The sequence below is a fragment of the Streptomyces sp. NPDC090499 genome, assembly GCF_044769305.1.
Lineage (GTDB): Bacteria > Actinomycetota > Actinomycetes > Streptomycetales > Streptomycetaceae > Streptomyces.
Genome location: NZ_JBIVXP010000004.1, coordinates 667,802 through 685,868, shown reverse-complemented (window position 1 = coordinate 685,868; position 18,067 = coordinate 667,802). Strand labels below are relative to the sequence as shown.

Sequence of the window (18,067 nt, the reverse complement as noted above, 5' to 3'; positions counted from 1 at the left end):
ATGGTGAGACCGGCGGGCCCGCTCCGCTCGCGACCGGAACCTGCCCAGCGAACAGCAGACCACGCGGAAAGTGCCCTGCCTCACATTCCACTCCGTGCATGAATTTTCAAGAATTAAGGTACGGGGCGTGCGCGTACTCCTGGTGGAAGACGACGAGCCGGTCGCGGAGTCCCTCCGGCGCGGCCTGAAGCGGTACGGCTTCGAGGTCGAGTGGGTCACCACGGGCGCCGCCGCACTCGCCCACCCGGGCCCCTACGACGTCGTACTCCTCGACCTGGGTCTGCCCGACGGCGACGGTCTCGACATCTGCAAGGCGCTGCGCGGGCGCGTCTCCGGTGGCGACGTGCCGATCATCGTGATCAGCGCCCGCAGCGACGAGACGGACCGGGTGGTCGGCCTGGAGCTGGGCGCGGACGACTACGTCTCCAAGCCGTTCGGGGTCCGCGAGGTGATCGCCCGGATCAGGGCGGTGCTGCGCCGGACGCAGCCCCGGCCGGCGGACGCCGGCCCCGACCGCTACGGCTCCCGGCTCACCGTCGACCGCAAGGCCGCCCGCGTCCGCCTGGACGGCGCGGAGGTCGCCCTGGCCCCCAAGGAGTACGACCTGCTGGCCTTCCTCACCGAGGAGCCGGGCGCGCTGATGTCGCGCGAGCAGATCATGGAGGCCGTCTGGGACGCGAACTGGTTCGGCCCGACCAAGACCCTGGACGTGCACGTGGCGGCCCTGCGCCGCAAACTCGCCGGCGCGATCACCATCGAGGCCGTCCGGGGCGTCGGCTTCCGCCTGGAGGTAGCCGGGGACACCTCATGAACCGTCAGCTGATCCGCAGCTACATCCTGCTGGTCGCCGTCGCGATCCTGCTCTTCACCGTGCCGGTCGCCTTCACCCTCACCAAGCAGCTCCGCGACGACACGGAACTCTCCGTCCTGCGCGAGGCCAAGACGATGGCGCTGCTGCTGGGCGGCGGCGACAGCGTCTCCTGCGAGGCACTGACGGAGGTGGCCAGGGCGTACGACCGTGAGACCCCCGGCACGGTCCAGGCGACCCCCACCCGCACCTGCACCCCGGCCCTCCCGGCCCCCGCCGCCGGCCCGGCGCTGACGCGGGCCGTGACGGACGACACCGCGACCACCGACTGGGGTTCGGACGTCATCTGGGGCGAGCACCTGACCGTGACCGTCCCCGCCGAGGGCGACGCGGCCGTACGGATCGTCTACTCGACGTCGGACATGACCACCCGGTTCTGGCAGATCTGGGGCTTCCGGGCCGGCCTGGCCGTGCTCGTCCTGGCGGCGGCCGCGGCGATCGGCGCGGTGGCCGCCCGCCGGATCACCCGCCCGCTGCGCGAACTCAACTCCATGGCGAGCAGGTTCAGCGACGGCGACCTCACCGCCCGCTCGCCGGTGACCGGCCCGGCGGAGACCCGGACCCTGGCCCGCACCCTCAACCAGGGCGCGGAACGCCTGGACACCCTGGTCGCCTCGCAGCGCCGTTTCGTCGCCGACGCCTCCCACCAACTACGCACCCCGCTGACGGCGTTGCGGCTGTCCCTCGACAACATCGCGGACGGCGTCGACGACGAGTTCGTCCGCGAGGACGTGGAACAGGCGACGGCGGAGGTGATCCGGATGAGCCGCCTGGTGAACGGCCTGCTGGTGCTGGCGCGGGCGGAGGCGAAGGTGACGGCGCCCGAGCCGCTGCCCCTGACGGACATCGTGTCGGAACGCCTCGCCGTCTGGAGGCCGGCCGCCGACGAGCGCGGGGTCCGCATCGCGCTCAGGGGGAGTGCCGACGGCCGGCCGGCCGTGCTGGCCAGTCCCGGTCACCTGGAGCAGGTGCTGGACAACGTGCTCTCCAACGCCCTGGAGGTCTCCCCGGACGGCGCCACGATCACCGTGCGCGTCGAGGCCGACGCCGGCGAGGTGACGCTGTCCGTCCTGGACGAGGGCCCCGGCATGACCGACGCGGAGAAGTCCCGCGCCTTCGACCGCTTCTGGCGCGGCCAGGGCCTGACCGGCCGCTCGGGCTCGGGCCTGGGCCTGTCCGTCGTACGCCAGCTGGTGACGGACGACGGCGGCACGGTGGCCCTGCGGGACGCGCCCGGCGGCGGCCTGTGGGTGGCGGTCACCCTTCGGGCATCGCCGAGGAGTGGTGGTTGACGATCAGCCACTTCCCGCCGCGCTTCTCGTACTCGTAGGTGTAGCGGGCCTCGACGACCCGCTCGGCGCCGGTCTTCGGGTCGGTGAGGGTGAACTCGTAGATCCCGGTGTCGATGGCGGAGTCGGTGTCGAGGACGTTGACGATCGTCTCGACCTTCTTGCCGACGGGCCTGTTCTGCAGGAAGTGCTCGAAGTAGTCGACGATCTCGGCATGGTCGGTGCGGATCTTGTTGCTGACGGTCGGCAGCAGCACCGCGTCCTTGGCGTACAGGTCGGCGACCTGCTCCGGGTCGCCGGTCTGCAGGGCCGCGTTCCACCTGTCGAACAGGGCGGCGATCTGCTTCTTGCCGGGCTCGGGGGCGGTCCGCGGGCCACCGGCCTGGCTCACCCCCACGCTCACCGTGGCGGCGGTGACGACGGCGGTGGCGGTGACGACTGCGGCGCGTATGCGGTTCGTTCTGGTCATGACCCAAGACTCGCCTTGCGCTGGTTAACGCCCGTGCAGCCGACGTACAGCGCAGGTGCAGGGCTGGGCCAACTTCTTCAGGTGCGCAGGAGACTGACGCCGGCACCGAGCGACACGACCCCCATCCCGACGGCCGTCAGCACGCCCTGCGTGCCGTCGACGACGAACGGCGCGACGGCGGCGACGACGAGGTTGAAGAGGAAGAGGAACCACAGGACGGGACGGGAGGAGAGCAGCGGCTTCACGGCGGGATCCTTGTTTCTCGGCTTGGTTTCTCGGCCTGGCTGACCTGGTGAGATCAACGATCCCGTCTCCCGGCTGCGGCAACGAGGCAGCGCACTCCCGAACCGTTGGTGTAGGCAGGTACACCATGACGGCGCTGATCCTTCTCACCGGCATCGTGCTGCTGGGCGCGAGCGTGCAGTGGCTGACCGGCATGGGCTTCGCGCTCGTCGCCGTCCCCGCCCTGATCCTCCTGCTCGGTCCGGCCGAGGGCGTCGCGCTCGCCAACTGCGCGGCGGGCGCGATCAGTGTGGTGGGGCTGGCGGGCGGCTGGCGCCGGGTCCGCCCGGCCGCGATGGTCCCTCTGTGCGCGGCGGCGGCCTGCACGGTCCCGGCGGGCACCTGGCTGACCCACCAGCTCCCCCCGCCCGTCCTCCTCCTGACCATGGGAGCCCTGGTCACCTCGGCCGTGCTCCTGGTGATGCGGGGCGCCCGGCTCCCCGCCCTCGGCGGCCGGGGCGGCGCGCTGACGGCCGGCGCGGTGGGCGGCTTCATGAACTCGGCGGCGGGCGTGGGCGGCCCGCCGATCTCCCTCTACGCCCTCAACGCGGGCTGGACGGTACGGGAGTTCGTCCCCAACGCCCAGTTCTACGGCGTCGTCGTCAACGCCTTCTCGGTGACGGCGAACGGCGTGCCGGGGCTGAGCGCGGCCCAGTGGACGGCGGTGGCCGGCGCCATGCTGGCGGGCGCCCTGACCGGCCGCGCGGTGGCCGCCCGCACCCCCGAACACCACGCCCGCCGCCTGGTCCTCCTCCTCGCCCTGACGGGCGGCGTCACCGCGGTGACGAAGGGGGTGTGGACGCTGTGACCTTCGCGGTACGACCGCTCAGTCCACGAACTCCTTGAGGGGCTCGGTGTCGAGGGTGATATCGACCGGCCCCGGAAGCTTCACGGCGGCTCCGAAGGGCAGCTTCTCCTCATGCCGGTAGCGGCCGTTCTCGGGCTGGTTGAACACGACGACCGAGCAGTCGTCGCGGTCGATGAGAAGGTAGACGGGGATACCGGCAGCGGCGTAACCGTCGGGCTTCTCGACGCGGTCGCGCTGGTTGGTGTCGGTGTCGAACGAGGTGATCTCGACGGCCATCAGCACGCCGCTGGTCTCCGACCACTCCCCCTTGCCCTTGAGACTGCCCTTGGGCACCAGCACGCCGTCCGCACGGGCGCGCCCCTTTCGGTACGCCTCGGTCTTGAGCCCTCGTTCGGGATGAAGCCGCAGATCAGGACGGAGTTGCATGCACTGTTCCAGAAGCCACATGTAGATCTCGCTGTGGTTGCCGTCAGGCAAGGGCTTGACCTGGACCTTCCCGTTGACGAACTCCAGCCGCACGGTCTCCGGGGCATGGCGTTCGAGTTCCTCGAACTCCTCGACGGACATCTGCGGCTGGTGCTCGGTCCTGGGGGTCATGGCGTCGCCTCCTCGACTCCATACTGCCCCGACCGGCACCTCCTGCACGCTCACCGCAGCCCCGCCGCGCGGCGCAGCGCCTCGACGCGCTCGGTGACGTCGATGACCTCGTCGGCGCCGGGCAGGCAGCCGCTGCCGCGCGGCCCGGGAAGGAAGGTCTCAGGGACGTAGCCGTCCGTGTACTCGTCCTCGTCGACGCACTCCAGGCACTCCCGGCACAGCCCGCTCACGATCTCGGTCGTCCGCTCGTCCGCGTCGCACAGACCGCAGGCCATGATCACGCGAGAGACGTGAGCCCGGCGGGCGGCCTTCTGCCGGACCTTCGCCTTGGACCTCTTCGGGGGCATCTTGCTCTCCAATCGGTTGCGGGCGAGTCCGCCCGGGTTGGTGACGGCGGCCGGGAGGCCGTCGGTCAGTGCCTTGGTGATGTCGTCCGGGGTCGCACCACGGGACAGCCACTCCTCGGCCAGGGATGCGAGGGAACGGCAGTCGGTGTCGGACAGGGCCATACGGGAGTCGGCGGCACGCAGTTCGGCGAGGACCTGCCGGGCGGTGTCGGGTTCCGGCCCGACGTCCACGACATCGATGTCTTCGGCCGCCTGGGCCTCCTCGACGCGGGCAAGCCCCGGCCGGTAGTCCTCGGTGACGTCCTTGCCGTTCAGCCTCCGCGCGAACTCCGCCCACCACTCGGCCGACCTGCGGGTACGCGACCAGTGCGTCCGGGTCACCCAGCGCATCGAGTTGTCCTCGACGGTGATGTGCTCCTTGATCCAGCGCAGGTGGCCGGCGAGCGTGATGCGGCGCAGCGAGGTGCGGCAGGCCTGCTGCCCGTAGCGGGGGTGCGCGGCGGCGATCGCCTTGTAGCCCATCGCGCGGCCTTCGTGGAGGTGGTCGACGAAGACGGCGATCTCGCGGTCGCGGGGGCTCAGGTGTGCGAAGTCCGGGTCGGCGTGCGGATCTTCGTCACCCGCAGTGCGCTTGCCGTAACCCGTTTTGGCCATGGGGTGCGACGGGGACGGCAGGGCAGGGCTAGGGTAGGTGCAGGCCACCATCGAGTCCTTGTCGATGAGTAGGTTGAGGCCCCGGAGCCGGTGTTCCCGCACCGACCGGGGCCGATCTATGTGCCGCGAACCTAGAGCTCCTTTACGTTCCGGCGCAAGCCGATCACGGAACGTCACTCTTTCGAGGTAGGCGGCCTCAACTCACCTGCAGACTTGGTCGGTTGGGTCGGATCAAACCAGCCCAAAAACCCAAGGGAAGAGCTCGAAGCCCGAGGCTCAAGCCCCGGGCCGAACTGCGGAAACGACAGGGGCACTGCTACGGCCCTGAGAACGGCCGCTGAGTTCGGCGTCGAACGTCTCCTGGGCCACGCGCATGGCATCGGCGTACGCGGGTTCGCGCAGCCGTTTCCGCATCTCCTCCTCGGAGACCTCCTCGATGTGGGCGACCACCCACCAGATGTTGCCGAAGGGGTCCTTGATACGCCCGCCGCGTTGCCCGAAGGCGTGGTCGGCGAGGGGCGTGACGACCTGGCCGCCGGCCTCGACGGCACGCGCGAACGTGTCGTCCGCGTCGGCGACGAACACACGCAGCAGGCTGGGCATCACGGGCCAGTCCGCGCTCCGGTCGAAGGCCGGCAGGACGGTGTCGCCGATCCGGATCTCGGCGTGCCCGATCGCACCGGCCTCGGTGGCGACCCGCCCCAGCTCCACGCCCCCGAGCACCTCGGTGACGAAGTCCAGAAACGCCCCCGTGTCGTCGGTGACGACCCAGGGGGCGAGTGTGGTGCAGCCCTGCGGTGCGGCGCTTTCCGGCTGCTCGGGCATCGCGGTCCTCTCGTCGGTGTCGGGATGACGCCGACGACCGTGGGCACGACTTAGGACCGCTCTTGTCCTGCATGGCTGTTGTGGTCTCAACTCTCCACCAGATCAACGAAGTTGCTCTACGCTGACGGGTCCCGCACGTGCATGAGCTCGGGGGACGGGCTTTGATCGTGCAGTGGTGTGTGAAGGGGATGGCGCTTCCCGACGACGACGTCGCCAGAGGAGTGATCGACGACAGGTTCGGGATCGCCTGCCGCTGGTGGCAGCGGGTCGATCCCCTGCCGCGCGGCGACGTCGCCTCGAAACTGACCGCGCAGAACCTCAATCTCCACGTGAACCATTTCGAGAGCACCGACCCGGACACGGGGCTGCCGTTCTGCGAGGAGACCCCTTTCATCTCCCTGTCGTGCGGGACGGTCGAGCGGGACACGGCGGCGAAGACCAACTTCGTGCACACCGCCCGGCACACGGCTCTGTGGTTCGGCACCCGCTTCGGCCGGGAGCCGGTCGCCTATCTCTACTTCTGCTGGGTCATCCTGGCCCCCCGCTCCGCGGTGGCCGTACAGGGCGTCGCCGAAGAGGTCCGGGACCTGAACACCTACCGCAGATACTCCGCGTACCAGGTCGAGGGCGAGGTGGCAGCGAAGATCCTCGTGCCCGCGAACCAGATCAGCCGGTGCGAGCGATGGGAGTGGAACCGCGAGCGCAAGACGATCCGGCAGACGTGGACTCACTCCAACCCCCATTTCGTGCGGCCCGAAGCACTGAGCAACGTCAGGGAGATGCTCTGAGATGACCTCCCGCTCACTGGACCTCCTAGGGCTCCACGCCGAGCAGGTGGGGACCGCCGCGGACTTCCACGAGGCATACGGGCGCCTCATGGAACCCGACCAGGAGAACGACGACTTCAAGGCCCTCGTCGAGGCCGCGTCGGCTTACCGCCTCGCGGGCCAGTGGCGGTTGCTGGTCGAACGGGACGCCGGAGTCGGACTGCTGCTCCACGCCGCCTCGCTGTTCACCCGGGCCGGACTCACCTACGGCGCGTACCTCAGCGCCTCGCTGGCACCTGCCAGCTGTCGCGACCAGCTCGATCCCTGGAAGGAACGGCTTCTGCGCTCCGCCGGACAGCAACGCGGCGAGAGCGAGCTACTCGTCGAGCTCGGGTTGGCGGACCACCAGCCGGACGACATCCTCGGCCATGTCCAGCAGCAGACCTACCTGCTACTGGCCTGCGCCCTGCTCGCCCCGCCCGGGAGCCCGCAGGCGACAGAGCTCAGGTCCTTCGCGTCCGAGTCACCGCAGCGGGACGGCGTCGTTCCCATGGGGTCGTTGGCCATGCCGGTGCGGACGTTCTGGGGACTGGCGGTGGACATGCTCTCTCCCGAGGACAGAGGGGCCGCCCGACGGTACGCCGACACGCTCGCCGAACTGTCCCGTGCCTGTGCGAGGACTGTCGACCTCGCCATGGCCAACACCCTGACCTGGTCCAACGGCGCGGCCCCGATCGACGTGGCGGACCTCGAAATGATCGGCACGGCGGCAATGGGCCATCGGCACTTCGGCTGGCGCCGGATGCGAGTCCTGCTGGCCACCACAGAACTGCCCGACCTCGCCCGGGTGCCGCTGGACCTCGGCCTGGAGGTGGTGGACGTAACAGTCGACGGCTACGCAGATACTCCTGAACCACGTCCAGGCCCAGTAAACGTGGATATTCTTGACCCGGTCGACCTCAACCCGGACCATCACACCTGGGACCATCTCGACCCGGATCGAACAGAGCTGGGCGGCCCGGACGACGGAACAGACGTGGGCGGGCCGGAGCTCTGATGAAGGATGCGACGGAGCTGATCCGGGCGCTGACCGGGCTGGCCTGGCCGCTGTTCGCCGTCTGGGTGGTGTGGAGGTTGCTCCCGGAGATCCGGGACATCGCCAGGAACCGGGCCTTCAGCCTCAAGGTCGGCAACAACGAACTGACGGTCCAGCAGTTCACGGACCAGGTCGTCGACACCACCGCGGAGCTTCAGCGGCAACTCACGGTCCAGGCCGATGGGGGCCGGCCCGGACAGGAGCCGTCGCCGCAGTCGCAGCGCGTCCTGCACAGGATCCTGTGGGTCGATGACAACCCCGCCAACAACGCCTACCAGACCGCCCAGTTACAGGCGATGGGCGTGGAGGTCGTACAGGCCGAGTCCACGGACGAGGGCCTGCGGGCCCTGCGGAGGGCATCGCGGCCCTTCGACGCCGTGATCTCCGACATGGGCCGCGCCGAGGCCGGCGGGTTCGACCCCGACGCCGGCCTCAAGCTGATCCGGAAGATCCGTGAGACCGACGCCGTGACCCCGGTGTTCGTCTACGGAGGCGCCGGTGCGGCCGCCCGCCGGGACCAGGTGGCCGACGGCGGGGGCAACGGTGTCACCCAGTCCCCAGCCGAGTTGTTCGCCATGCTGGACCAGGTAGGACAGTTCCCGAGGACGGCTACTTGACCGACGACCGCGCTCCCAGCGCCCCGCCGATCTCCTGCTCCATGACCCGCCCCGCCTCGAACTCCAGGGTCTCGTCACCCATCGTGTCCTGGTCCGTGTCCAGGCCGTCCAGTTCCTCCAGGGGCTGGTTGAGGCGGACGTGGATCAGGACGGACTGGAGGGCGCGCAGGACGGCGGAGGCGGTGGGGCCCCAGTTGGAGAAGTAGGAGAACTGCCACCACCACAGGGCCTCCGTGGTGCGGCCCGCGCGGTAGTGGGCCATGCCGTGGCGGAGGTCGGTGATGATGTCGGCCAGGTCGTCCGAGATGCGGGCCGGGACGGGCGCCTTGCGGGGCTCGTACGGGTCGAAGACCTCGGAGTAGACGTCGACGGGTTCGAGGAGGCGTCCGAAGTTCTCGCGGAGCTGGTCGACGTCCGGCTCCGGGCCCAGGTCCGGCTCGTAGCGCTCGTCGGGAACGATGTCCTCGTGCGCGCCGAGACGGCCGCCGGCCAGCAGCAGCTGGGAGACCTCCAGGAGGAGGAAGGGAACCGTCGAGTCCGGCTCGTCGCCCTTCGACACCTCCGTCACGGCCACCAGGAAGCTCTCCACCTGGTCGGCGATCTGGACCGCGAAGTCGTCGGGGTCCTGCGCGGTCGCGTGCAGCGTGGCGTCAGACATCTAGGAGTCGTCTCCCCTCGAAGGCGCGGCCGAGCGTGACCTCGTCCGCGTATTCCAGGTCGCCACCCACCGGGAGGCCGCTGGCCAGGCGGGTGACCTTCAGGCCCATGGGTTTGATCATGCGGGCGAGGTAGGTGGCGGTCGCCTCGCCCTCCAGGTTCGGGTCCGTGGCGAGGATCAGCTCGGTGACCGTGCCGTCGGCCAGGCGGGCCAGCAGCTCCCTTATCCGCAGGTCGTCGGGGCCGACGCCCTCGATCGGGCTGATCGCGCCGCCGAGCACGTGGTACCGGCCGCGGAACTCACGCGTGCGCTCGATCGCGACGACGTCCTTCGGCTCCTCCACCACGCAGATCACCGTCGGGTCGCGGCGGGTGTCGCGGCAGATGTTGCACAGTTCCTCCTGTGCCACGTTGCCGCAGGTCGCGCAGAAGCGGACCTTCGCCTTCACCTCCAGGAGAGCCTGCGCGAGACGCCGTACGTCCGTCGGCTCCGCCTGCAGGATGTGGAAGGCGATCCGCTGCGCGCTCTTCGGACCGACGCCGGGCAACCGCCCCAGCTCGTCGATGAGGTCCTGGACCACGCCTTCGTACAACGGACTGCCCTTCCTGGAGTCTTTCGGTACGTACGGTAGTTGGCTGCCGCCTGTCCTAGGAAGGCGGTGCGGGTGTCGTGCGGGCGACGAACATCAGAACGGCAGGCCGGGGATGCCGCTGCCGCCGCCCAGACCCTGCGCCAGCGGGCCGAGCTTCTGCTGCTGGAGCGTCTGGGCGTTCTCGTTGGCCGCCTGGACCGCCGCGATGATCAGGTCGGCGAGGGTCTCGGTGTCCTCCGGGTCCACCACCTTGGGGTCGATCTTCAGGGCGCGCAGTTCGCCGGAACCGGTCACGGTGGCCCGCACCAGGCCGCCGCCGGCCTGTCCGTCGACCTCCGTGCCCGCCAGTTCCTCCTGGGCCCGTGCCAGGTCCTGCTGCATCTTCTGGGCCTGCTGGAGCAACTGCTGCATGTTGGGCTGGCCACCACCGGGGATCACGATCAGCTCCTGGGTCGGGTCCGGATTCTCTCTGTTGTGCATGAGCCTACGTGGTTGACGCAGCCGTCGCCCCGCCACTCTTTCGAGTGAGATTCCCGGTGGCCCTATACCTGATCAAGACCCACTTCCGGGCGGAAAAGAGACGAAAGGAAAGCCTTCGCCACCCATTGGGCGGTAGGAAGGGTTCCCGTCGTCAGCATCCATTGTCAGGTCCGGCGCCAGGTCGAATGTCGGGGCCGGTGGCAGTTCCGATGTCACGGAACGTGACCGGTCGGGATCGGTTCGGGACCAGTTAGGGAGTGCCGGGTGGGTCAGCCGGAGATGCAGCCCGAGGGACCGCCTCAGGACGGGCGGGGCGGCGAGGGTGCGGCCGGACTGCGGCCGGGTGATCTGGCCGGGCGGGCGTTCCCGCTCGGGGACTGGGGTGAGCCGGCCGAGCGGCTCGACGAGCTGTACCGGTGGGTGGAGCGCGGGGCGCTGGAGACGGCCCGGTGGTATCTGGCGGACCGGATCTGGAAGCGGCGCGGAGCGCGGGCGCTGCGGTGCGGGGCGGCGGCGGGGGCGGCGCTCGGGGCGGCGCTCCCGCTCCTCGATCTCACCGGGGTGGTGGGCGGGGTCGCGCCGTGGGGGTATCTCGCGCTGCTGCTGGCGGTGTCCTGTGTCGGCGTCGACCGGTTTTTCGGGGTGACGTCCGGGTGGATAAGGGACATGGCGACCGCGCAGGCCGTGCAGCGGCGGTTGCAGGTGCTGCAGTTCGACTGGGCGTCGGAGAGTGTGCGGGAGGTGCTGGGGCCGGCGGAGGGTACGGCGAGCGAGGCGGCGGAGCGGTGCCTGGGGGTGCTGCGGAGGTTCTCGGAGGACGTGACCGAGCTGGTCCGTACGGAGACGGCCGACTGGATGGTGGAGTTCCGGACGGGGCCGGCGCCGCTGGGCATGCAGGCGACGGTGACGGCGGGGCCACGGGCGGACGCGGGACACCTGAACGGACGGTTTCCGCTGCCGCCGGGCACGAACGGGGCGCGGCCGAACATGCCGAGACAGCGGCCGCCGGAGCCGCGGTGAGGGTGGGGGGTACGGGTCGCCGGTCCGGTGCGGCGCCGTGGGGGAGTTCGCGCAGTTCCCCGCGCCCCTGAGGGTGAGGGCTTCCCGCCATGGTTCAGTGCGGCGCCGTGGGGCTGGTCGCGCAGTTCCCCGCGCCCCATAGGGGCGCGGGGAACTGCGCGGGCAACCACGACGGCGGTGCACGTGGCATTGTCCGGACGCCCGAATGTCTTGACATCTTCTGAAGCGGCGCCGCATCGTGAGCACGCAGGCTCTGGACGGTCCAAGGAGGGGCAGCCCCATGGTGCGTACGCTCGGCGTCGCCGTCGTCGGATTCGGCTGGATGGGGCGGGTGCACTCGCAGGCCTACCGGCGGGTCCCCCACCACTACCCGGAGCTGCCGGTACGCGCCGAGCTGGTGAGCGTCGCCGAGGAGGTGCCGGGGCGGGCGGAGGAGGCCGCGGCACAGTTCGGGTTCGCGTCGACGACCCGGGACTGGCGTGAGGTCGCCGCCGATCCGCGGGTGGCGGCCGTGAGCATCACCGCGCCGAACTTCCTGCACCGTGAGATCGGCGTCGCCATGGCGGAGGCCGGCAAGCACATATGGATCGAGAAGCCGGTCGGGCTGACCGCCGAGGACGCCCGCGCGGTGGCGGAGGCGGTGGCGAAGGCCGGGGTGCGGGGAACGGTCGGCTTCAACTACCGCAACGCGCCCGCCGTCGCGTACGCCCGCGAGCTGATCGCCTCCGGCGAGCTGGGTACCGTGACGCACGTCCGCGTCCGGCTGTTCAGCGACTACGCCGCGCACCCCGACGGCGCCCTGACCTGGCGGTACGAGCGGGCCCGCGGCGGCGGGGGCGTCCTCGGCGACCTCGCCTCGCACGGCGTCGACCTGGCCCGCTTCCTGCTCGGCGACATCGAGTCGCTGGCCGCCGACACGGCCGTGTTCATCCCGGAGCGCGCCCGGCCCACCGGCGCCACCGCCGGCCACACCCTCGCCACCGGCGGCGAGCTGGGCCCGGTCGAGAACGAGGACTACGTCAACTGCCTGCTGCGCTTCGCCTCGGGCGCCCGCGGTGTCCTGGAGGCCAGCCGGGTCTCGGTCGGCGAGCAGAACAACTACGGCTTCGAGGTGCACGGCACCAGGGGCGCCGTCTTCTGGGACTACCGGCGGATGGGCGAGCTGGGCGTCAGCCGCGGCACCTCCTACCAGGACCAGCCCGTCTCCACGGTCTTCGTCGGCCCCGGCCACGGCGAGTACGGCGCCTTCCAGCCCGGCGCCGCCAACGCCATGGGCTACGACGACCTCAAGGTCATCGAGGCCCGCAACTTCCTGCGGTCCGTCGCCGAGGGCACCTCCTACGGCCCGACCCTGGAGGACGCCGTGCACAGCGCCACCGCCCTCGACGCGATGAGCCGCTCGGCCGCGCAGGGAACCTGGGTGAGCCTCGGCTGACCCGGGAGGACGGCGGCGGGCGTCACGCGCAGAGTTTCATGCCCACCGGCGCGTAGCAGGCCACGTGCCCGTACGAGCGGATCACGGCCTGGCCGTTGCCCATCTCGACGTACGACAGGAAGCTCGACGCCAGCGAGTCGGCCGCCGGCCGGCCGTAGGTGTACGCGTACTCGATCTCGCGGTACGGGTAGGGGCTGGTGCCGCGCTCGATCGCCTCCACCGACGGGGCGTTGTCGTCCAGGGAGAGGATGTGCAGGCCCTTCACGCCCTCCGCCACGTTCAGCTCGGCGTAGCCGACCGCGCCCTTCAGCTGGGCCACCTCCGACAGCACCTGGTCGGTGGAGTCCAGCTCGCAGCGGATCACCTTGGCCGTCGGGTCGTCCTTGTGCACGCAGTCCACGGAGGAGTTGGCGATCTCGCCGCGCCCCAGCACCCGCCGCTGGAAGACCTGCCGGGTCCCGGAGTTGGCGTCCCTGCTGACCAGCACCACCGGCAGGTCGGGGCCGCCCAGCTGCTTCCAGTTGGTGATCTCGCCCTGGTACAGCCGCCGTACGTCGGCCGTGGTGAGGTTCCGCAGCGGCACGTCGTCGTTCACGACGAGGGCGAAGACCACCAGGGCGACCCGGTTCTCCTTCAGTTCGGGCATGTCGGTCGGCTTGGGCCCGTCGGAGAGGGCGATGACCGACGGTGAGCCCTTCTTCGTGGCCGCGCCGTCGCCGTTCAGCTCCCGGATCCCGGCGGTCGAGCCGTGCGCGTCCACCGTGATCGAGGCGCCCTCGCAGTCCTTCTCGTACTTCTTCGCCGCGTCCTGCATCACGGGGGCGAAGGCGGTCGAGCCGATGACCCGCAGCGAGCCCTTCGCGCAGCCGATCGGCGGCGGGGTGTCGTCGCGGGCCACCACGATCGTGGCGAGAGTGAGGACACTGAGCGTCAGCATGATGGTGATCAGCCGGGAGGCGCGGCTGAACAGGGGCGTCGCGTCGTCCGGGGTGGCGCTGCGGTTGGGGTGCACCTCGCCGTCGTGGATCCCGCCGACGATCCTGATCTCCCGGCCGACGTCACCGCCGGAGAGCAGCACCAGGAGCTTGAAGTGCTCGCCGTGGTTGAGCGGGACCCGCGGGATGCGCAGGGTGTTGCCCGAGTAGCCGAAGCCGCGGTCCGAGGTGAAGTGCGGCATGAGGTGGTCGCTGTCGGTCGGCTGGGTGACCGAGACGCCGCGGATGATGCGGTCGGTGAACACCGCGGTGAGGCCGTGCAGTTCGGGACTGGTGTAGTCGTCGCGGCCGATGCCCTGGGAGCCGTCGTTCTCGATGCGCAGCAGGACCAGGGTGGCGTCGGCCATGTCCGGGGCCTCGTCGAAGAGGCCCAGGCGTCTGCCGATGCGGCCCGACCGGGCGTCGTCGCCGATCGGGTTGTCCATCTGCACGCGGTAGCCGATGCGTTTGCGGCGCGGGACCCGGCGCTCGTACCAGAAGATGCCCGCGGACGCGACGATGCCGAGCACCGCGGTGCCCACGGCGACGATGTTCTCCGCGTTCAGCCACTCCATGTGGGTGCCCCCGCCACTCCCCGGAGTCGGATGGTGGGGTCACCGTAAGGGGCGGGATGCGGTTGTGAAGGGACATAACGGTCGCCCGCACGGTTGTTCGCCGAACGTTCAACTGGTGCAGGGGGACCGGCAGTTCACTCCTTGCTGTAGGTCAGGCTCTCGTCGCCGTCCTTCGTCACACGCTTCAGCTTGCCGGCCGAGAGCAGGGTCACCTCGGTGGCCTCTCCTGCGGTGCACGACGAACGGGGCTTGCCCGCCGTGACCGTGGAGGGGCCGATCTCCAGCGGGCCGTCCGCGCCCGGCTTCCCGGCGAGTTTCGCCGTGAACTCGCAGTGGTAGCCGGGGCCGTCCGCGACCAGGGTGAGGACCGTGTCGCCCACGGCACCCTGGCGGATGGTCAGTTCGCGGGTGTTGTGGCCGGTGTCGTTGTCTATCGAGGTGGCCCAGGTGCCGAGGAAGCCGCTCGGGACGGAGCCCTCGGGAGCGGCCGAGGCGGAGGACGACCGGGTGGGCGTCGACTCCGCGGAGGTGGTCGGGGCGGTGGCCGACGGGGTGGGGGTGCCCTGGCCGGCCGCCTTGTCGTCCGCGCCGCCGCCGCTGTTCATGAGCCCGTAGACCGAGCCGCCCGCGGCGAGCAGCACGATCAGGGCGATCGTGACGAGGAGGGCGGTGGAGCGGGTGGTGCGGCGGGGCTCGTCGGCGGGGAGGGGGTCGTAGAGCGGGGGCGGGGGGACGGGCGGGTAGATCTGGGTGGGGTCGGGAGCGGCCTCGATATACGGGTTGTACTGATTGTCCTGGTTGTACGGCGAGGTCTGCGGGTGCTGGTGGGGTTGGTTCGGGTAGCCGTAGGCCGGGTGGGCGGGGGCGTGTTCGGGAGACGAAACGCCGCGGGGCGGCTGCGGGCCGACGGGGGCTGATCGCACAGTTCCCCGCGCCCCCGGGTCGGCTGACCCTTCAGCCGATTGATCCGTCGCACCGGATGCCGGTGCCCGGTTCAACGCCCCGTAGACCGTCGGGTCCTCCACCTCCAGCAACTCGACGGCGTGGCGGCCGAGTTGGGCCACCAGGGCGCCCGGCAGCCACGGGTCCCTGGAGCGGCCCTCCCAGACCGTGTCGCCCGCTCCCGTCCGGGCCAGGATCGCGTCCAGGGACGGACGGGCCGCCGGGTCCTTGCGCAGGCAGTCGCGGACCACGTCGGCGATGTCCTCGGGAAGCCCGGAGAGGTCCGGGTCCTCCTGGGCGATCCGGAACATCAGGGCGTGCGCACCGCCCTCCGTGGCCCCGAAGGGAAGCCGGCCGGTGGCCGCGTACGCGAGCACCGAGCCGAGGCAGAAGATGTCGCAGGCCGGGGTGATCCGGTCGCCGCGCACCTGCTCGGGGGCCATGAACCCGGGCGAGCCGAGGAGGGAGCCGGTCTGGGTGAGCCGCTCGCCGGGCAGCGTCTCCAGCGCCCGCGCGATGCCGAAGTCGATGACCCGGGGCCCCTCTATGGTGAGCATCACGTTGGACGGCTTGAGGTCCCGGTGCACGAGCCCGGCCGCGTGGATGTTGCCCAGCGCGTGCGCGAGCCCGGCGGCGAGGATGCGCACCGACCGCTCGGGCAGCGGCCCGTGGTCGTGCTCGACGACCCGCTGGAGGCTCGGCCCGGCCACGTAGCCGGTGGCCACCCAGGGCACGGCGGCCTCGGTGTCGGCGTCCAGCACCGGCGCGGTCCAGAACCCGCCGACCCGCTGCGCGTTGCGGACCTCCTGCCTGAAGCGCGCCCGGAACTCCTCGTGCTCGGCGAGTTCCGCCCGCACCAGTTTCACGGCAACGGTACGGCCGCGCTCCGACCGGGCGAGGTACACGTGCCCCATCCCGCCCGCGCCCAGCCGCGCCAGCAACCGGTAGCTCCCGATGTGCTGCGGATCCCCCGGCCCCAGCTTCTCCATGGCAGATCCGCCCCTCGCTCACACTTGTGATCGAGCCGAGAATAATGCGGCCCTTCCGGGGATCGCGCGGCGCCATGTCTACGGTTACGTAACAGGGACCGGCCGCGGGCCATGTCCCCAGGCTGTGGACAGACTGTCGCGGAATCCCCCTGACCACGGAACAGGTCGCCGATACCGCTCCCGTACCCGCCGCTCCTACGCTCCCCCGCATGACCCCTCAGCCCCGTCCCCAGGCCGGCGCCGCCGTGAAGGCGGCCGATCGTGCGCATGTCTTCCACTCCTGGTCCGCGCAGGACCTCATCGACCCGCTTGCCGTGGCCGGCGCCGAGGGGTCGTACTTCTGGGACTACGACGGCCGCCGCTACCTGGACTTCACCAGCGGTCTCGTCTTCACCAACGTCGGGTACCAGCACCCGAAGATCGTCGCCGCCATCCAGGAGCAGGCCGCGAAGATGACGACCTTCGCGCCCGCCTTCGCCGTCGAGGCACGGTCGGAGGCGGCCCGGCTGATCGCCGAGCGGACCCCGGGCGACCTGGACAAGATCTTCTTCACCAACGGCGGCGCGGACGCCGTCGAGCACGCCGTACGGATGGCCCGGCTGCACACCGGCCGTCCGAAGGTGCTGTCCGCCTACCGCTCGTACCACGGCGGCACCCAGCAGGCGATCAACCTCACCGGCGACCCGCGCCGCTGGGCCTCCGACGGTGCCGCCGCCGGGGTCGTGCACTTCTGGGCGCCCTTCCTCTACCGCTCCCGTTTCTACGCGGAGACCGAGGAGCAGGAGACCGCGCGGGCGCTGGAGCACCTGGAGACGACCATCGCCTTCGAGGGGCCGGGGACCGTCGCGGCCATCGTGCTGGAGACCATCCCCGGCACCGCCGGGATCATGGTGCCGCCGGCCGGGTACCTCGCCGGGGTCCGGGAGCTCTGCGACAAGTACGGGATCGTCTTCGTCCTGGACGAGGTGATGGCCGGGTTCGGGCGGACCGGCGAGTGGTTCGCCGCCGACCTGTTCGGCGTCGTCCCCGACCTGATGACCTTCGCCAAGGGCGTGAACAGCGGATATGTGCCGCTCGGCGGAGTGGCCATCGGCGCGAAGATCGCCGAGACCTTCGGGAAGCGGCCCTACCCGGGCGGGCTGACCTACTCCGGGCACCCGCTGGCCTGTGCCGCCGCCGTCGCCACCATCAACGTGATGGCGGAGGAAGGGGTCGTCGAGAACGCGAAGCGGCTGGGGGCCGAGGTCGTCGGACCCGCGCTCGCCGCCCTCGCCGAGCGGCACCCGAGCGTCGGCGAGGTCCGCGGGGTCGGCATGTTCTGGGCGCTCGACCTGGTGAGGAGCCGGGAGACCCGGGAGCCGCTGGTGCCGTACAACGCGGCCGGGGAGGCCAACGCGGCGATGGCCGCGTTCGGGGCGGCGGTGAAGGAGCACGGGGTGTGGCCGTTCGTGAACATGAACCGGACGCATGTGGTGCCGCCGTGCAACGTGAGCGAGGCCGAGCTGAAGGAAGGGTTCGCGGCGCTGGACGCTGCGCTGAGCGTGGCCGACGAGTTCACGGTGGCTTGAGGTCGCGTGTCGGGTGCGGGTGCGTGGGGGCTGGCCGCGCAGTTCCCCGCGCCCCTGAAGGGGCGCCCCCGCACCCGTAGGGACTGGGCACGCCCACGCGGCGGCAGCCATGAATCCGGCACAGCGCCCCGCACCCCTGAAGGAGCGCCCCCGCACCCGTAGGGACTGGGCACGCCCACGCGGCGGCAGCCATGAATCCGGCACAGCGCCCCGCA

19 protein-coding genes are annotated in these 18,067 nt (G+C 70.9%); 9 read left to right on the top strand and 10 right to left on the bottom strand.

Features of this window, described 5'->3' with window-relative positions:
• Window positions 1-127 precede the first annotated feature (127 nt).
• Together ACIQVL_RS18795 and ACIQVL_RS18790 are read left to right on the top strand one after the other, a co-directional pair.
• On the top strand, window positions 128-811 hold the full coding sequence (locus ACIQVL_RS18795; protein ID WP_403439944.1) for a response regulator transcription factor: 684 nt from the start codon (window positions 128-130) through the stop codon (window positions 809-811).
• Window positions 808-2,160 carry a sensor histidine kinase gene (locus tag ACIQVL_RS18790; RefSeq protein ID WP_403439943.1) on the top strand — a complete coding sequence of 451 codons (1,353 nt, stop codon included), beginning with the start codon at window positions 808-810 and terminating at the stop codon, window positions 2,158-2,160. The genes ACIQVL_RS18795 and ACIQVL_RS18790 overlap by 4 nt, the downstream gene beginning before the upstream one ends.
• Here the strand turns inward: ACIQVL_RS18790 and ACIQVL_RS18785 are convergent.
• Together ACIQVL_RS18785 and ACIQVL_RS18780 are read right to left on the bottom strand one after the other, a co-directional pair.
• Entirely contained in the window at window positions 2,126-2,626 is a 501-nt protein-coding gene (locus ACIQVL_RS18785; protein WP_403475844.1) for an SgcJ/EcaC family oxidoreductase, read from the bottom strand. The two genes, ACIQVL_RS18790 and ACIQVL_RS18785, sit on opposite strands and share 35 nt — an antisense overlap.
• A gap of 77 nt (window positions 2,627-2,703) precedes the next feature.
• Entirely contained in the window at window positions 2,704-2,871 is a 168-nt protein-coding gene (locus ACIQVL_RS18780) for a hypothetical protein (protein WP_294002956.1), read from the bottom strand.
• Between the two features lie 125 nt (window positions 2,872-2,996).
• Between ACIQVL_RS18780 and ACIQVL_RS18775 the strand changes: the two genes are divergently transcribed.
• Window positions 2,997-3,716 carry a sulfite exporter TauE/SafE family protein gene (locus tag ACIQVL_RS18775; protein WP_403475843.1) on the top strand — a complete coding sequence of 240 codons (720 nt, stop codon included), beginning with the start codon at window positions 2,997-2,999 and terminating at the stop codon, window positions 3,714-3,716.
• Between the two features lie 18 nt (window positions 3,717-3,734).
• Here ACIQVL_RS18775 and ACIQVL_RS18770 read toward each other — a convergent pair whose 3' ends face one another.
• The 3 genes from ACIQVL_RS18770 to ACIQVL_RS18760 form a co-directional block, all read right to left on the bottom strand.
• Complete coding sequence (locus tag ACIQVL_RS18770; protein WP_403475842.1) at window positions 3,735-4,313, bottom strand: Uma2 family endonuclease; 579 nt, start codon at window positions 4,311-4,313, stop codon at window positions 3,735-3,737.
• A 50-nt stretch (window positions 4,314-4,363) separates the two neighbouring features.
• Window positions 4,364-5,314 carry a hypothetical protein gene (locus ACIQVL_RS18765; RefSeq protein ID WP_403475841.1) on the bottom strand — a complete coding sequence of 317 codons (951 nt, stop codon included), beginning with the start codon at window positions 5,312-5,314 and terminating at the stop codon, window positions 4,364-4,366.
• A gap of 276 nt (window positions 5,315-5,590) precedes the next feature.
• Window positions 5,591-6,139, bottom strand: coding sequence for a VOC family protein (locus ACIQVL_RS18760; protein ID WP_403475840.1), 549 nt, complete (start codon window positions 6,137-6,139; stop codon window positions 5,591-5,593).
• A gap of 188 nt (window positions 6,140-6,327) precedes the next feature.
• Here ACIQVL_RS18760 and ACIQVL_RS18755 point away from each other — a divergent pair, with 188 nt between their 5' ends.
• Genes ACIQVL_RS18755 through ACIQVL_RS18745 form a run of 3 tightly spaced genes read left to right on the top strand, consistent with a single transcriptional unit; the run spans window position 6,328 to window position 8,619 of the window.
• Complete coding sequence (locus ACIQVL_RS18755) at window positions 6,328-6,927, top strand: hypothetical protein (protein ID WP_403475839.1); 600 nt, start codon at window positions 6,328-6,330, stop codon at window positions 6,925-6,927.
• A gap of 1 nt (window position 6,928) precedes the next feature.
• Window positions 6,929-7,963, top strand: a complete 1,035-nt coding sequence (locus tag ACIQVL_RS18750; RefSeq protein WP_403475838.1) for a hypothetical protein — start codon at window positions 6,929-6,931, stop codon at window positions 7,961-7,963.
• Window positions 7,963-8,619 (top strand): response regulator, encoded by a 657-nt coding sequence (locus tag ACIQVL_RS18745; protein ID WP_403439925.1) that lies wholly within the window; start codon window positions 7,963-7,965, stop codon window positions 8,617-8,619. Before ACIQVL_RS18750 ends, ACIQVL_RS18745 begins: the two co-directional genes overlap by 1 nt.
• Here ACIQVL_RS18745 and ACIQVL_RS18740 read toward each other — a convergent pair.
• The 3 genes from ACIQVL_RS18740 to ACIQVL_RS18730 all read right to left on the bottom strand — a co-directional run bounded on the left by ACIQVL_RS18740 (window position 8,612) and on the right by ACIQVL_RS18730 (window position 10,307).
• Window positions 8,612-9,277 carry a DUF5063 domain-containing protein gene (locus ACIQVL_RS18740; protein WP_403475837.1) on the bottom strand — a complete coding sequence of 222 codons (666 nt, stop codon included), beginning with the start codon at window positions 9,275-9,277 and terminating at the stop codon, window positions 8,612-8,614. The two genes, ACIQVL_RS18745 and ACIQVL_RS18740, sit on opposite strands and share 8 nt — an antisense overlap.
• A complete protein-coding gene (recR, locus tag ACIQVL_RS18735) occupies window positions 9,270-9,869 on the bottom strand; it encodes a recombination mediator RecR (protein WP_093500254.1) in 600 nt (199 codons plus the stop codon). The genes ACIQVL_RS18740 and recR overlap by 8 nt, the downstream gene beginning before the upstream one ends.
• Before the next feature lie 93 nt (window positions 9,870-9,962).
• On the bottom strand, window positions 9,963-10,307 hold the full coding sequence (locus ACIQVL_RS18730) for a YbaB/EbfC family nucleoid-associated protein (protein WP_403440016.1): 345 nt from the start codon (window positions 10,305-10,307) through the stop codon (window positions 9,963-9,965).
• Between the two features lie 306 nt (window positions 10,308-10,613).
• Here ACIQVL_RS18730 and ACIQVL_RS18725 point away from each other — a divergent pair, with 306 nt between their 5' ends.
• The gene (locus tag ACIQVL_RS18725) at window positions 10,614-11,369 is read left to right on the top strand and encodes an SLATT domain-containing protein (protein ID WP_403439922.1); all 756 of its coding nucleotides are present in this window, start codon (window positions 10,614-10,616) and stop codon (window positions 11,367-11,369) included.
• 280 nt (window positions 11,370-11,649) lie between these two features.
• Window positions 11,650-12,804, top strand: coding sequence for a Gfo/Idh/MocA family protein (locus tag ACIQVL_RS18720; RefSeq protein WP_403439921.1), 1,155 nt, complete (start codon window positions 11,650-11,652; stop codon window positions 12,802-12,804).
• 22 nt (window positions 12,805-12,826) lie between these two features.
• On the opposite strand, the gene ACIQVL_RS18715 is transcribed toward ACIQVL_RS18720, so the two are convergent.
• A complete protein-coding gene (locus ACIQVL_RS18715; protein WP_403439919.1) occupies window positions 12,827-14,353 on the bottom strand; it encodes a substrate-binding domain-containing protein in 1,527 nt (508 codons plus the stop codon).
• 134 nt (window positions 14,354-14,487) lie between these two features.
• Window positions 14,488-16,284, bottom strand: a complete 1,797-nt coding sequence (locus tag ACIQVL_RS18710) for a protein kinase (protein WP_403475836.1) — start codon at window positions 16,282-16,284, stop codon at window positions 14,488-14,490.
• Between the two features lie 209 nt (window positions 16,285-16,493).
• Between ACIQVL_RS18710 and ACIQVL_RS18705 the strand changes: the two genes are divergently transcribed.
• On the top strand, window positions 16,494-17,852 hold the full coding sequence (locus ACIQVL_RS18705) for an aspartate aminotransferase family protein (protein ID WP_403475835.1): 1,359 nt from the start codon (window positions 16,494-16,496) through the stop codon (window positions 17,850-17,852).
• Window positions 17,853-18,067 lie beyond the last annotated feature (215 nt).

What these genes read in the sequence shown, in the direction of transcription:
- ACIQVL_RS18790 (WP_403439943.1), top strand. Translation starts at nt 808, where the DNA reads ATGAACCGTCAGCTGATCCGCAGCTACATCCTGCTGGTCGCCGTCGCG.
- ACIQVL_RS18785 (WP_403475844.1), bottom strand. Translation starts at nt 2,626, where the DNA reads ATGACCAGAACGAACCGCATACGCGCCGCAGTCGTCACCGCCACCGCC.
- ACIQVL_RS18775 (WP_403475843.1), top strand. Translation starts at nt 2,997, where the DNA reads ATGACGGCGCTGATCCTTCTCACCGGCATCGTGCTGCTGGGCGCGAGC.
- ACIQVL_RS18770 (WP_403475842.1), bottom strand. Translation starts at nt 4,313, where the DNA reads ATGACCCCCAGGACCGAGCACCAGCCGCAGATGTCCGTCGAGGAGTTC.
- ACIQVL_RS18765 (WP_403475841.1), bottom strand. Translation starts at nt 5,314, where the DNA reads ATGGCCAAAACGGGTTACGGCAAGCGCACTGCGGGTGACGAAGATCCG.
- ACIQVL_RS18760 (WP_403475840.1), bottom strand. Translation starts at nt 6,139, where the DNA reads ATGCCCGAGCAGCCGGAAAGCGCCGCACCGCAGGGCTGCACCACACTC.
- ACIQVL_RS18755 (WP_403475839.1), top strand. Translation starts at nt 6,328, where the DNA reads ATGGCGCTTCCCGACGACGACGTCGCCAGAGGAGTGATCGACGACAGG.
- ACIQVL_RS18750 (WP_403475838.1), top strand. Translation starts at nt 6,929, where the DNA reads ATGACCTCCCGCTCACTGGACCTCCTAGGGCTCCACGCCGAGCAGGTG.
- ACIQVL_RS18745 (WP_403439925.1), top strand. Translation starts at nt 7,963, where the DNA reads ATGAAGGATGCGACGGAGCTGATCCGGGCGCTGACCGGGCTGGCCTGG.
- ACIQVL_RS18740 (WP_403475837.1), bottom strand. Translation starts at nt 9,277, where the DNA reads ATGTCTGACGCCACGCTGCACGCGACCGCGCAGGACCCCGACGACTTC.
- ACIQVL_RS18720 (WP_403439921.1), top strand. Translation starts at nt 11,650, where the DNA reads ATGGTGCGTACGCTCGGCGTCGCCGTCGTCGGATTCGGCTGGATGGGG.
- ACIQVL_RS18715 (WP_403439919.1), bottom strand. Translation starts at nt 14,353, where the DNA reads ATGGAGTGGCTGAACGCGGAGAACATCGTCGCCGTGGGCACCGCGGTG.
- ACIQVL_RS18710 (WP_403475836.1), bottom strand. Translation starts at nt 16,284, where the DNA reads ATGGAGAAGCTGGGGCCGGGGGATCCGCAGCACATCGGGAGCTACCGG.
- ACIQVL_RS18705 (WP_403475835.1), top strand. Translation starts at nt 16,494, where the DNA reads ATGACCCCTCAGCCCCGTCCCCAGGCCGGCGCCGCCGTGAAGGCGGCC.